Genomic DNA, 12,791 nt, shown 5'->3' on the forward strand with positions numbered 1-12,791 from the left:
CTGTCTTCACCCCACGATCTCCGCTGTTTCGAGAACGGCGTGCAGCAACACGTCGGCTCCGGCTGCGGCCCATTCGGGGGAAATCTCTTCCGCTTCATTGTGCGATAGCCCACCGACACAGGGGCACATGATCATGGTCGATGGAGCGACCTTTGCCGCCCAGCACGCGTCATGGCCCGCGCCAGAGATGACATTCATATGGCTGTAGCCAAGGCGTTCGGCGGCTGCGCGCACACGGCCAACAAGCGTTGGGTCAAAGGTGACCGGATCAAAATGACCAATGGCTTCAACTGCGCATTTAACGCCGATTTCGTCGCAGATCGCGGCAGCGCGCTTTTCGATTTCGGCGCGCATGCGATTGAGCTTGGCGAGGTCTGGCGTGCGGATGTCGACCGTGAAGATGACAGTGCTGGGGAGCACATTGCGCGAGTTTGGTGAGAATTTGACCTGCCCCACGCCGCCAACAGCGCCCGGCTGTTCGCCCATTGCCACGTCCTGCACCATCTCGAAAATGCGGGCCATGGCGAGCCCAGCATTGACGCGCATGTTCATCGGGGTGGAACCGGTGTGCGCCTCGCGGCCGGTGAGAGTGAACTCGAGCCACCACAGGCCTTGGCAATGGGTGACGACGCCGATCTGCTTTTCTTCGGCTTCAAGGATCGGGCCCTGCTCGATGTGATATTCGAAATAGGCGTGCATTTTGCGCGCGCCGACCTCTTCGTCGCCCAGCCAGCCAATACGCTTGAGCTCATCGCCAAAGCTTTTGCCGTCTTGGTCTTTGCGGCCATAGGCGTGGTCCTGGCTAATGACACCAGCAAATACGCCTGACGCCAGCATGGCGGGGGCAAAGCGCGCGCCCTCTTCGTTGGTCCAGTTCGTCACGACGATCGGGTGCTTGGTTTGAATGCCGAGATCGTTCATTGAGCGGACGACCTCTAGGCCTGCGAGAACGCCAAGCACACCGTCGTATTTACCGCCGGTTGGTTGCGTATCGAGGTGCGAGCCAATGTAGACGGGCAAGGCATCAGGATCGGTGCCCGCGCGGGTCATGAACATTGTGCCCATTTGATCGACGCCCATCGTGAGCCCGGCTTCGTCGCACCATCGCTTAAAAAGCTCGCGTCCTGCTTTGTCGCTGTCGGTGAGGGTTTGACGGTTATTGCCGCCAGCCACACCGGGGCCAATCTTGGCCATCTCCATCAGGCTATCCCAAAGCCGGTCGCCATTGATCTTGAGGTTTTCACCGGGTGCGGTCATGCGTGTGTCTCGTCATTCTTAAGGTCGAAATAAAAAGCCCTGCCGTCGCGGTGCGCGAGCGGCAGGGCTTACCTTCAATAGCATTATGTGCGGCGCTGGGCCGCCGGAGCGGGGTCGCAGAGATCAACTTATGTTCGATCCTGCTCCTCATCTTTGCCTACTTCACACTTGGGAAGCTAAATTCGGCACCACCCTTGATGCCGGCTGGCCAGCGGGTGGTGACGGTTTTGAGCCGCGTATAGAAGTGAATGCCTTCAGGCCCGTAGATGGAATGATCGCCAAATAGGCTGCGCTTCCATCCGCCGAAGGAGTGGTAGGCCACCGGCACGGGGAGGGGCACGTTAATGCCCACCATGCCCACTTCGATCTTGTCGGCAAATTCACGAGCGGCGTCGCCGTCGCGGGTGAAGATGGCCGTGCCATTGGCATATTCGTGCCCGTGGATGAGATCGACCGCGTCTTGGAAACTGTCCCGGCGCACAACCGAGAGCACCGGTCCAAAAATTTCTTCCTTATAAATCTTCATCTCGGGCTCGACATTGTCGAACAGAGTGCCGCCGACATAATAGCCATTTTCATAGCCCTGTAGGCTGAAACCGCGGCCATCAACGACGAGGTCAGCGCCGTCTTCAACGCCGCTATCGATATAGCCGACGATCTTATCGCGGTGCATTTTGGTGACGACCGGACCCATTTCGGCGTCCTTATCGGTCGCAGGGCCAATTTTCAGGGCTTCAACGCGTGGTTTCAGCTTTGCCACCAGCGTATCCGCTGTCTGCTTGCCAACGGGCACAGCCACCGAGATCGCCATACAACGTTCGCCCGCTGAGCCATAGCCTGCGCCCATCAGCGCATCGGCGGCCTGATCGAGGTCCGCGTCTGGCATGATGATCATGTGGTTTTTGGCGCCGCCGAGGGCCTGCACGCGTTTGCCGGCTTTGGTGCCGCGCTGGTAGACATATTCGGCAATCGGGGTCGAGCCAACGAAGGACACAGCCTTGATGTCGTCATGGTCCAAAATCCCGTCGACCATTTCCTTATCGCCATGGACGATATTAAGAATGCCTTCGGGAAGGCCTGCTTCCATAAAGAGGTTCCAGGCCAGCATTGGAGCGGATGGATCGCGTTCCGACGGTTTTAGGATAAAGGCATTGCCGCAAGCGATAGCGGCTGGATACATCCACATCGGCACCATGGCCGGGAAGTTGAACGGGGTAATCCCGGCAACAACGCCCAGCGGCTGCCGATCCGAATAGCTGTCGATGGACGGGCCGACATTGCGGCTGAACTCGCCCTTCAAGAGATGCGGAATGCCACAAGCAAAGTCGACGCAGTCAATGCCACGGGCGACTTCGCCCAAGGCATCGTCATGCACCTTGCCGTGCTCTTTGGAGATTTCGCGGGCCAGATCATCAGAATATTGATCGAGCAGCGCCTTGAACTTGAACATGACGCGGGCGCGCTTCATCGGCGGGGTATTGCCCCAAGCCACTTGAGCGTGTTTGGCATTGGCGACAGCGGCGTTCAACTCATCGAGCGTCGAGAGCGGCAGCTCAGCCGATTGTTCGCCTGTTGCCGGATTAAAAACCGGGACGCGGCGAGAGGATGTGGAGACATAACGTTTGCCTGCGACGGCGTTCTCAATGACCTGCAATTTTCCCTCCTAGAGTAGGCGGGCAGTGCGGCCCCTCAGCCGCTCTGCGCCGTCCCGGTTTAGTCCAGCGTCTTGAGAATGTCGGACAGTGTGGTGACGATCTGATCGATCTGGCTTTCAGAAACGATCAGCGGTGGCGACAGCGCAATGATGTCGCCGGTGGTGCGAATGAGGACGCCCTGTTCATAGGCTTTTAGGAACGCCGAGAAGGCGCGCTTGGTCGGTGCGCCGTCGATGGGTTTCAGCTCGATAGCGCCAACGAGGCCGATATTGCGAATGTCTATGACATGCGGCAGCCCCTTAAGGCTGTGCAGACCATCTTCCCAAACTTTGGCCAGTTCGGCGCCGCGCGTGAGCAGACCTTCATCCTTGTAGGTTTCGAGCGTGGCGAGACCCGCCGCCGAGGCAATAGGATTGCCCGAGTAAGTATAGCCGTGGAAGAACTCGATCATGTTCTCCGGCCCGGTCATGAAGGCGTCGTGGATTTCCTTGGAGACCATGACAGCGCCCATTGGGATGACGCCATTGGTGAGACCCTTCGCCGTGACCATCATGTCAGGCACAACGCCAAAATAGTCGGCGGCAAATGGTGTGCCGAGACGGCCGTAGCCAGTGATGACCTCGTCGAAAATAAGAAGAATACCGTGCTTCTTGGTGATCTCGCGTAGGCGCTTCAAATAGCCTGGCGGTGGAATGAGCACGCCGGTGGACCCGGCCACGGGCTCAACAATAACCGCTGCGATGGTGGATGCGTCGTGCAGGGTCACGATGCGTTCGAGCTCGTCAGCCAGATCTAGGCCGTGTTCCGGTTCGCCGCGCGAGAAGGCATTTTTGGCGAGGTTATGGGTATGTGGCAGGTGGTCGACGCCGGTGAGCAGCGTGCCGAACATTTTGCGATTGGTGACAATGCCGCCAACGGAAATGCCGCCGAAATTGACCCCGTGATAGCCGCGTTCGCGACCGATCAGACGTGTTCGTGAGCCTTGGCCGATAACCTTCTGATAGGCGAGCGCAACTTTGAGCGCGGTCTCAACCGATTCAGAACCAGAGTTGGTGAAGAGAACATGGTCGAGCCCGGCAGGGGAGATGTCGACAAGGCGGTTTGCGAGCTCGAACGCCTTGGGATGCCCCATTTGGAAGGCAGGCGCGTAATCCAGCTCAGCGGCCTGTTTGGCAATGGCCTCAACAATTTTTGGGCGCGCGTGGCCAGCATTGCAGCACCACAGGCCTGCGGTGCCATCGAGCACTTGGCGGCCATCAGCGGTGGTGTAGTGCATGTCTTTGGCAGCCACGAACATGCGTGGGTTCTGCTTAAACTGGCGATTTGCCGTAAACGGCATCCAGAACGCGCTGAGGTCGTTTGGCGCAACGGTGGATGATGGCGACACTATAGAACTCCCCCCTGAACTTAAGTCTTGCGTCAAACAGACTTGACGATGACGCCAGAAGTCAGGAAATTTTGACCAATTGGAAAAATGTTACCATCCCTATCCATTCCCGCAAGGCGAAAATGAGCACGAACAATACAAAGACGAGCGGGAAACTTGTGGGGGTGAGTAAAAATTCAGCAATGACTGGTCAGGATGTGATCGCGAAGCCTAGTAAAAAGCCTAAGGCGCTGACTCGAATACAGAAAGAAAAGCACGACCTTATCCTTGGTGCGGCGCTTGAGGTCTTTTCTGTCCATGGCTTCCGAGGGTCGACCATTGATCAAATCGCTGAAGTGGCGGGAATGAGTAAGCCCAACTTGCTTTATTACTTCCCACGCAAGGAGGAGATTCACCGTCGTCTGATTTCCGAGCTGCTGACCACTTGGCTGGCCCCGTTGCATGAAATGAAGGCCGATGGCGACCCAGCCAGCGAAATCCGTTCGTACATCCGCCGCAAACTGGAGATGGCGCGCGATTTCCCCCGCGAAAGTCGTCTCTTCGCCAATGAAATGCTGCGTGGGGCCGAGCATGTCATCGACATGATCGAGGTGGATCTGAAAAATCTCGTCGACGAAAAAGCGCAGATTTTGCTGCGCTGGATGGACGAGGGCAAGCTGGCGCGCACCGACCCCTATCACTTGATTTTCGCCATCTGGGCGACCACCCAGCACTACGCCGATTTTGACGTGCAGGTTCGCGCTATTCTCGGGCCAGGCCGCAACGGAGAAGGCCGCTTTGAAGACGCCGCCCGCACGCTGGAGCATTTGTTCATGCAGGGCATCCTGCGGACGGCGAGTAGCCGATAACGACGGGCGCAGGGAAACCGCGGTGTCTCAGCGACCGAGGCGTCGCGTCATGCTGCGTATAATCTTGCCAACGACCGTCGATGGACTGTGCCGGGAAAAGCGCAGATCCCGATAGGCCTTCCCCGCTTTTTGGCCGATTGAACGTCTTGTTGCTCGCTGCCTGTCGGCCATCCATTCGTCGATATTGTCTTGGCGAACCTTGGCGTTGAGCGCGGCCATGAACGTGTTTGGAACGTCATGCGCGGTGTGTTGTGTCAAAAACTGAAAATAGGCCAGAGCATAGGCCTGCAATTCGTGACGTCGAATGCGGGCTTGAAGCGCCACCCAGTCAATCGCGTTAGGCACAGTGGCGAGTAGCGCATGGCCCTGAAGCATCGCTGTGAAACAGGCGATATCGTCATGGATCGCGGGCTGCACGCAGGCACAAAACAGTAGCTCGGTCGGAGATAGCACCCGCACATGCCTGTCTTGGAATTGGTGTATGTGAGACGCTGCGATGCACTCTTGTACGAAATGCCGATTGGTCAGACTGGGTAACGGGCTCGTTCTGAGAATGATCAAACAGTCGCTGCTCGGCGGGTGCCAAGAAGCGTTGTCTGGCGCGGGCCTTTCGCTCACGGGGCGATAGGCATTTGCTTTGAAGAGGTCTTGGGCCACATGAAATTGTGCGGCCGGGACCAGCAGTTCCAGTGCGCCGAGAGCCATCCCATCCAAACGCACCGCCTTGTGCGCGTGCAAAGCCAACCCTGACAGCAGGATGGGCGCGATGGTCTGCTGGGCCATTAGATCCAGAACCTGCCGTAAGTGGTGCAGGTTTGCCGCGCTTCTGGTAAAGAGATTTCGGCCCACGCCGCGCAGGCGCTCGTATTCACGCTCCTCGATATTCTCCCGGGTCACGAAATCGGCGAGCATCGGGAACGCACGGTGTTGCGCAAAGGGAACGGCGCTCAAAGGGGTTCGCGCGCGCCATTCTGTGTATGCTTCAATAGAGGCCGGCCCGCTCTGCGCAATCGCTCGCAGCACGAGCGCGTAGGAACGATCAAGGTAGGGAGCAAGCGCGCGCTCTGCAGGTGACGCGGTCATCGCTGTGACTGAGTTCGCCTCAGTCCTTCTTTGCAAGCGGCCAACCGACTTCAGCGTCCACTTCATGCACGGGATCCAACAGCAAAAGGCTCTGCATGTCGCCAAAGGATTCCAATTCGGGCAGATCTACAGCATCTGTAAAGGCGGCGAAGCTGGGAGCTTTGCTCGGCACCGCGGCGCTATCGACGCGTCGCATCAAGCCATGATCCTGCAACTGCTGTATGAAGCTGTCTGTCGTGACCGCGAGATCGCCGCGCGCGCTGGCGAGAGCTCGGATCGTTTCGATCGAGTGACCGGCATTGAGGTCACCCCAAATAGCAGCGCCGGAGGCCTTGATACTGAAATAGATGCCAGTTTCGAGATTGATGGCCACCAACTCGCCATCAAATTCCTCGGCGCTGCAATTGGGTTCAGCTGTTTGAAGGAATGTCTCGGTCATCTCAAGGTCTCCATATAGTGGTGTTGGCGCAGGCCAGTCCGCGTCACGATCTGATTTTGTAGTCTGCGCCTTCGGCAATCGTCGCGAGTTCGAGCCCTGTCTCATCAATCAGATAGTCGTAGTTTTCGGCCTGAAAGCGGTTGGTCGGGTCTAGTTCTTTGTAGCGGTGATATCTGGCGAGACGATCCGCGGCATCGATCATACGCAGATGATAAATTGCGTAAGGCAATTGCCCGCCGACAGCATGGAGCCGCATGACGATCTCCAGCGGCATCCAATGGCGATGCAATTGGCGCGGATCAAATTTGTTGTGCGAAGGATTGTTCTTGAACAGGCGATAGCGCGCCTTCTGGCCCCAGATCCCGTCCACGCGATACGTGCGGTCGTCGTTCCACATTTCACGTAGGCGCAGGGAAAAGGCCTCAACGCCACGAACGTCTGCTTCTTTCAGTAGCGCTGGCAGCGACGCACCAAAATTGAGTTCGATACGTTCATCGGCATCGATGCATAAAAACCAGTCCGCCTGATGACGACGGCCTGCTTTGATGAGTTCAATATGGTTGTCGCGTTCTCGCCAGGGTTGACCAGGAGAACGTTTGATCAGCTCAGCAAGCTTTGGGTGGGCGGATAAAATATCCGCTGTCTTGTCAATTGACCCGTCGTCGATGGCTACAATCGCATCAACGACTGGAGCGATATTCTCAAGCCATTCGGAGACGTAGCGCTCTTCATTGCGTGCTTGCAGCAGAGCCACAACTTTCATAATTTTCCCTGCAGCGCGCGGCGTCTATCGATAAGCGCTTTTAAAACAGGCGCATAGCTCTGATTTCGCAGCGTTTTCGTGCTGTGGTTAGAGCTGTGGACACGGCGCATCGATACTGTCGCGTCGAGCATAGTTGTAACCAGGCCCGCATCTTTCGCTCTGCCGTACCAGTCCATGAACTCGCCGACTTGAAATGTCTCATTGAACGGCCCGACCGCTCGGATGTCCTCTACAGCGGCGAGCAGAGTACCTGCGGAAAAAGCCGGCATTGGCTCGGGAGGACAGGCTAGGGTTCTGGTCAATTCAGGGGGCAGTTCAGGCGATAGAAAATGGTGCATGTGGCCGAACACCAATGTCCTGGACTGGCCAGCGAGCGCGATATGCTGGAGTTCAAGCTTTTCGGGCGCCCACACGTCATCGGCACTGAGAAACGCAATAGTGTTGGTATTAGTCAGTCGCACGCCATGATTGAGAGCTGCAGCAACGCCGGCATTGGCCTGGTGCACATAGGTGACGCCCTGGTAGGACTGCGCAATCTCTGGTGTGCCGTCGGTTGAGCCATCGTCGACGATCATGATCGCGGCAGCAGGCCGCGTTTGCCGCACAACACTGTTGATGGCTTCGCGCAAGTATTTTTCCGCATTGTAAGCCGGTATGACGACGGTTGTGTTGGCGGGGGGCGTCTTATTCAAGCCGAATCACCTGATGTCAAAGTCTCATGCGCACTACGCAGGCAGCGTAGTGCTTAAAAGCGGGTGTAGTTATCTGGGCACTGATACATTAGAGCTTGACCAATGCGAGTGCCATTAATCAAATCAACCAATTTCTTTGCGGTAAAATCAGTAGTGACCATCTTCTTGGCCGGCTTCAATAATCCAATTTTTAAGTCGTTATAGTCTTCTTGTGTCGCATTCGGCAAGACCGCGAGGAGCGGATACGCAGCGGTTTCTGCATGCTGATTTTGGTTGCCTGAAAGTTTTGAAAATATTTCACAGGCATAACACCGAACTGAATAGGCAAAGGCTAATTGCATGACCCAACTCAGCTGCGAGCAATTCAGCGGATCAACCGAAATGAACGGGTGAAGATCGAAGGCGACTTGATGGCCCGCCGCGTTCTGAGCCATCCAAAAATAGCCAATTTTGTTGTGGTGTTGAGCAAGCTCCAGAATGATCCGGCTGACGTTTATATTGACTAAGCGGTAGGTTTCCGTCTCGTCCGCGCCGATGTCGTGGTAGCCGGTCGGCCATTCATGTATCGAGAACCATGAGACATGCTCACCATGCGCGATACGCCCGTAGCCGACGCAGGCGACGACCTCTATGCTGAGCCTTGCAAATTCTTGCGCCATGAAAAACTCGGTGGCAGCCTGCTGAAACGATGCGCCTCCCACGAAAGCAGTGTTGTGGCCGCTGGCCACATCCACCATCATCCGTCCATCGAAATCAAAGCGCGGTGCGGTCGGTCCAGACGCTACGTGCGTCCCAAATTTTACACCACCGCCACGATAACCTGCCCCTTTGATCTTTAGCGAATAACCGCGTTTATCGGGGTGGGGTAGATGGATCGATCTGCCGCCATCAACCAAGGCAATCCGAGACGGTTTTTCGAACCAAGCCCGTACCCGTTGGGATATTGCCGGGGGTGCATGGCGAACTTCTATTGAACTGACGGTCATCGGAGTGAATAGCATTTCTGAGAAATGTATTTTATCAGACGGTTAAGCTAGCAAATCGTCCTTGTGCACAAGCAAAAAGAGCATGCAGATGGCAGGACTAACTGAATTTTCCACCTCCTGTCTAACAGTAGACGGCGCCACTGCAGTTCAATGGATGCGCCAGGTGATCAGCCATTTGGCTACGGCGCCGCAACCCGTTTGGCATCGTCGCAAAATTTTTCTCGCGGACCTTCAGCTTGAGCTTGTTTTTGATGATGCCTCGTTGGCCGATCACTATGTCGGCATCTTGTCGTCGCGCGCAGTGGAAGACCTCGGTGAGCACCGTATTTTCATTCTGACGGGAACACAGACGCCGGAATTTGGGGTGCCGCGACTGGATCAGTCGACATGCTCCCCCGAGGCTTTTCAACACTTAGCTCGCGCGGCAGGATTGCGTGCGGCCTATCCGTTTCAGGAAGGGACTTGGAAGTTCTACGATACGGAGCGACGCATTGGCGTCCAGCTGACAGAACGCAGAGAAACTCTGCCGCTTTGGGACGCGACAGCGCCGTTGCGCCAGCACTTGCACTGGATATTCGATGAGCATGAGCAGCGGCTCGCCCATGCCGCAACCCTAGGGCTTAACGGCGCTGGCATAGTGATGTTCGGGGCCGGAGGCGCAGGGAAGTCCGGAACTACTCTTGCGGGCTTGTCCGTGGGTCTCAAGACCGTCGGCGATGACTATATTGCCTTAGACATGGAGGGGTCCGGTATAGCGCGAGCACTGTACAGGGTTGTCAAACAAGATCGAGCAGGTTTGGCGCGCCTACCTCATTTGCAGCAGGGCACGGCCGATTTGGCCGACAATTGGCGCGGCAAGGTCATGTTTAACCCCGACCAGTATTTTCTTGAACCCTTTGTGAGTGAACTCCGGCTCGGTGCCGTGGTTTTGCCCCATATTGCGCACGCTGCGGTTCCCGCTTTGCGCCCGGCCAAAGCGCGCGAGGTCATGCTTGCATTGATGACGTCCAACCTCTTTCAATTCCCTGCAGAACAAGAACGCGGTATGTCGTTTTACGCCAAGCTTCTCAGACAACTCCCGTGTTTTCATCTCGACCTCGCAGCTGACGCCGAACAGAATGGCCGCCTGTTAAAGGCTTTTATCGAGGCGAATTTTCCGCACGACGGCATGCGGTTCTCGGCCGAACTTACGGGATAGGCTCTGCGCCGATTTGCCGTGCGAATGCGGGAAGGCAATAGCGCAGGCGCCTGTCAAAGGCATCCGCGTGTGCCACCAAATTGCGTTCTCGGAGCCAAGCCAACTGTCGTCCAGCATGGACAGCGTGGAAGCATGATAGTTCCATGGCCATGTTCAGATGAGCCAGGCTCTTGGCGTCGTCAACGTTGCGATACGCATCCGCGCACAGGAGGCGCAGCGCGATATTTTCGCCGTCCATGGACACGGCGCTTTCGAGCTGGCTGATGTTTTGGAGCGGGCCATCATGTTCTGCAGTGCTCGCCAGCCGATAAGTGCGCTCCAATTGGCGCGCTCCCCGTGCCGCACCGACACTATAGGCCCAGCTCCCAATGCTGAGGAACGGTTTCACCGCAGCAAGAGCTGACTGATCCAGACCGATGAAATCGGTCGCTATCTTGTTGGCAGTGCGTCTGCGTTGGCGGGCATTTGCAGGGACGGTTTTGAATTGAGCCAATGGGGTAGGTGACGCCTTGTCGGAAGGTTTACCTCGTGCAGCTCGAAACCCTCGTGCATAGAGGTCCTGGGTGAGCGACCACGCTGTTTGAGGATTGGCATGCTCAGTCTGCACTTCGGGCGCCCAAGCGGCAAAGACGTGACGTCCCAGCCGCTGAGCAAAGGAACTGTCTTCAGCGATCCGGGCGGCTGTGTTGAAATACCCAAACTCAGCAAAGACATCGCGCTTATAGGAAGCGCCATACCGTAGTGCATATGCGGGATGGATCTGGGGGGAACGAAGGCCAAAGAGCAGCAAGTGGGCAGCGAGAGCGGGGGCATTTCGCAGGTCAGGCAAGGCGATGGCCGAAGCGACAGCGCGACTACCCTTGGCATGTCGTTGCAATCTCGCGCTGACCCAGCCTGGTCTGGCGATGCAGTCACCAGCGAGAAAGCCAACATAGGGTGCTTCCGTAGCGTCAATGCCAATGTTACGCGCGGCGCCGACACGCAAAGGTCGCTCGATATCTATGACTCGGATGCGTCCACTAAATTCGCTTAGAAGCGCCCCCGCCCCTCCGCCTCCGGAATTCACCACTGCAACTTCCGCCGGGCAATCTTGGCGGAGCAGGGAGGCGACTGCTGCAACTAAACCCGGTTGCGCGCGGAAACCAATAACGACGACGGCCAAGTCGGCGCGGTGCAGGTTCGTCGGAGATACATGTTCTGATGGCCCGGTGACCCAGCGCTTCCACGTCTCGGAGGCCATCGATAGCACTTTCTTACATCATTGAACCGGCGGCGGAATCCTTAACACCACGTAGCCCAATGTGTATAGAATCTGTCTTTCACGAGGACTTATGAGCTTGTGGTGCTGACGTTCATGCTGTGTGAACCGAGATCATCACGGTCGAGGCATGGCGGCTACGGGATTGCTTATTAAATGACACATTTAGACCTGCGTACATTTGCTCAGATCGGCTTCCATGCGGCTAAGGGGCAATTCCCACTCGCACAATTGCGTCACTTGCGGGCAGCAGGCGTGTCCGTCCAAAGCATCGAAACTTTAGCAACGCGGCACAGGCTTAAACCTATTTTTGCCTATCTGCTCTCGGAGGTGAATTGGGATACGGCCCTTCCCAAGCCAGCATATTACGTCGCGCGGCATCTCCATATGCGTCAACAATTATTGGAGCTGGATCGGGCCCTCCAAAATGCTGGAACGCGGGTGATTTTGCTCAAGGGCGCTATCCAGATTTTTCGGCCAATTTATCCGCGTCCCGGCCTTAGGCAGATGGCAGACTTGGATATATGGGTGAGCACCCCCCAGGCCCTGCAAGTCTTTGCAAAGCTCGGCTATATCACCGTGGATCCGGTAGACGAGTTTCCAACGACGCTAGAGCTCAAAATCGGTGAGCATCACCTTGCGCCAATTGGGCGAGAAGGAGATGCGGCGCGGGTCGAGCCGCACGTACTATGCGTACCGCCTGCATATGTAAGCTTCCTCGGCAGTGTTGAGGCCAATGCAATATCCGCTCCCGGAGCTGTCAGCCTGCTAATGCCCTCGCGCGTCGATCAGATCGTTATCACCCTTATCCACGCGCTCCGAGCCGACAGAAACAGCATGCATGGTGGATTGTTTCTACGCTCCTTTATCGAGCTGGAACTGTTGTACGAGGGGCTGGAGGCCTCTGAGCGCATTGCGCTAGAGAGAGCAATGAGTACGAAGACTAATGCACGGTTGTGGGACGACTGGCGCGTCGTTGCAGACTGGGCGTTGCGCGGTGATAACAGAGCGCGCTGGCGGAGTGTCCGTGCAGCACGGCTGATTGCTGAAATCGAGTTAAGGCACCTCGGCAGCAGCGGAACGATGATCGCAGCGAGCCTCAATCTGCTCGCCGACATGACACGGCCGCAGTTCTGGAAACATGCACGGCCCCAGAAATTTTTCGGTAAATTGTTTGATCGTGCTTTTTGGCGACGCATGACTGCCTCTTTTAGAGCCTGAGGAA

Annotated in this window: 12 protein-coding genes; 3 read left to right on the plus strand and 9 right to left on the minus strand. The window is 56.7% G+C overall.

From position 1 onward, the window contains the following. Positions 1–6: 6 nt before the first annotated feature. From JHC09_RS06070 to JHC09_RS06080, 3 genes are all read right to left on the minus strand, one after another. A complete protein-coding gene (locus JHC09_RS06070) occupies positions 7–1,257 on the minus strand; it encodes a Zn-dependent hydrolase (RefSeq protein WP_199531209.1) in 1,251 nt (416 codons plus the stop codon). Between the two features lie 157 nt (positions 1,258–1,414). After that, on the minus strand, positions 1,415–2,911 hold the full coding sequence (locus JHC09_RS06075; RefSeq protein ID WP_199531210.1) for a CoA-acylating methylmalonate-semialdehyde dehydrogenase: 1,497 nt from the start codon (positions 2,909–2,911) through the stop codon (positions 1,415–1,417). Between the two features lie 59 nt (positions 2,912–2,970). Beyond that, entirely contained in the window at positions 2,971–4,251 is a 1,281-nt protein-coding gene (locus JHC09_RS06080) for an aspartate aminotransferase family protein (RefSeq protein WP_169194505.1), read from the minus strand. 230 nt (positions 4,252–4,481) lie between these two features. Here JHC09_RS06080 and JHC09_RS06085 point away from each other — a divergent pair, with 230 nt between their 5' ends. Next, positions 4,482–5,147: a TetR family transcriptional regulator C-terminal domain-containing protein gene (locus JHC09_RS06085; RefSeq protein ID WP_199531243.1), complete on the plus strand. Its 666-nt coding sequence runs from the start codon at positions 4,482–4,484 to the stop codon at positions 5,145–5,147. Positions 5,148–5,174: 27 nt separating this feature from the next. Here JHC09_RS06085 and JHC09_RS06090 read toward each other — a convergent pair whose 3' ends face one another. Genes JHC09_RS06090 through JHC09_RS06110 form a run of 5 tightly spaced genes read right to left on the minus strand, consistent with a single transcriptional unit; the run spans position 5,175 to position 9,020 of the window. Next, the gene (locus JHC09_RS06090; RefSeq protein WP_199531211.1) at positions 5,175–6,296 is read right to left on the minus strand and encodes a nucleotidyltransferase family protein; all 1,122 of its coding nucleotides are present in this window, start codon (positions 6,294–6,296) and stop codon (positions 5,175–5,177) included. After that, complete coding sequence (locus JHC09_RS06095; protein ID WP_199531212.1) at positions 6,250–6,669, minus strand: PqqD family protein; 420 nt, start codon at positions 6,667–6,669, stop codon at positions 6,250–6,252. Before JHC09_RS06095 ends, JHC09_RS06090 begins: the two co-directional genes overlap by 47 nt. A 43-nt stretch (positions 6,670–6,712) precedes the next feature. Further along, positions 6,713–7,432, minus strand: coding sequence for a glycosyltransferase family 2 protein (locus JHC09_RS06100; protein ID WP_199531213.1), 720 nt, complete (start codon positions 7,430–7,432; stop codon positions 6,713–6,715). Continuing rightward, positions 7,429–8,124, minus strand: coding sequence for a glycosyltransferase (locus JHC09_RS06105; RefSeq protein ID WP_199531214.1), 696 nt, complete (start codon positions 8,122–8,124; stop codon positions 7,429–7,431). Before JHC09_RS06105 ends, JHC09_RS06100 begins: the two co-directional genes overlap by 4 nt. Positions 8,125–8,177: 53 nt before the next feature. Then, positions 8,178–9,020 (minus strand): hypothetical protein, encoded by an 843-nt coding sequence (locus tag JHC09_RS06110; protein WP_210338112.1) that lies wholly within the window; start codon positions 9,018–9,020, stop codon positions 8,178–8,180. Between the two features lie 178 nt (positions 9,021–9,198). On the opposite strand from JHC09_RS06110, the gene JHC09_RS06115 reads away from it, so the two are divergent. Further along, the gene (locus tag JHC09_RS06115; RefSeq protein WP_199531216.1) at positions 9,199–10,308 is read left to right on the plus strand and encodes a hypothetical protein; all 1,110 of its coding nucleotides are present in this window, start codon (positions 9,199–9,201) and stop codon (positions 10,306–10,308) included. Here JHC09_RS06115 and JHC09_RS06120 read toward each other — a convergent pair. Next, positions 10,298–11,548 carry a glycosyltransferase family A protein gene (locus JHC09_RS06120; protein WP_199531217.1) on the minus strand — a complete coding sequence of 417 codons (1,251 nt, stop codon included), beginning with the start codon at positions 11,546–11,548 and terminating at the stop codon, positions 10,298–10,300. The genes JHC09_RS06115 and JHC09_RS06120 overlap by 11 nt on opposite strands. A 174-nt stretch (positions 11,549–11,722) precedes the next feature. On the opposite strand from JHC09_RS06120, the gene JHC09_RS06125 reads away from it, so the two are divergent. Then, positions 11,723–12,787: a nucleotidyltransferase family protein gene (locus JHC09_RS06125; protein ID WP_199531218.1), complete on the plus strand. Its 1,065-nt coding sequence runs from the start codon at positions 11,723–11,725 to the stop codon at positions 12,785–12,787. The last annotated feature ends 4 nt before the right edge of the window (positions 12,788–12,791 follow it).

It is taken from the genome of Devosia sp. MC532 (genome assembly GCF_016461625.1).
Lineage (GTDB): Bacteria > Pseudomonadota > Alphaproteobacteria > Rhizobiales > Devosiaceae > Devosia.